The sequence below is a fragment of the Streptomyces flavovariabilis genome (assembly GCF_000725785.1).
GTDB lineage: Bacteria > Actinomycetota > Actinomycetes > Streptomycetales > Streptomycetaceae > Streptomyces > Streptomyces hawaiiensis.
On sequence record NZ_JNXD01000108.1, the window covers coordinates 1 to 291 of the forward strand.

The 291-nt window shown below is 66.0% G+C and carries 1 pseudogene; it reads right to left on the minus strand.

Going from position 1 to position 291, the window contains the following annotated elements:
* Positions 1 to 291, minus strand: a pseudogene (locus IO24_RS0140130) (glucose-6-phosphate isomerase); the annotation flags it as partial.

Consider the following 291-nt stretch of genomic DNA (forward strand, 5'->3'; position numbering starts at 1 on the left):
GTTGGCCATCAGCAGGTCGTGCTGGGCCTTCAGTTCGTCGTTCAGCTCGGCGACCGGCCTCGCGAAGCCGATGAAGTCCGCCGGGATGAGCTTCGTGCCCTGGTGGATCAACTGGTAGTAGGCGTGCTGCCCGTTGGTGCCGGGCGTGCCCCACACCACCGGCCCGGTCTGCCACTCCACCAGGTTCCCGTCGCGGTCCACCGACTTGCCGTTGGACTCCATGTCGAGCTGCTGGAGGTAGGCGGTGAACTTCGACAGGTAGTGGCTGTACGGCAGGACCGCGTGCGACTG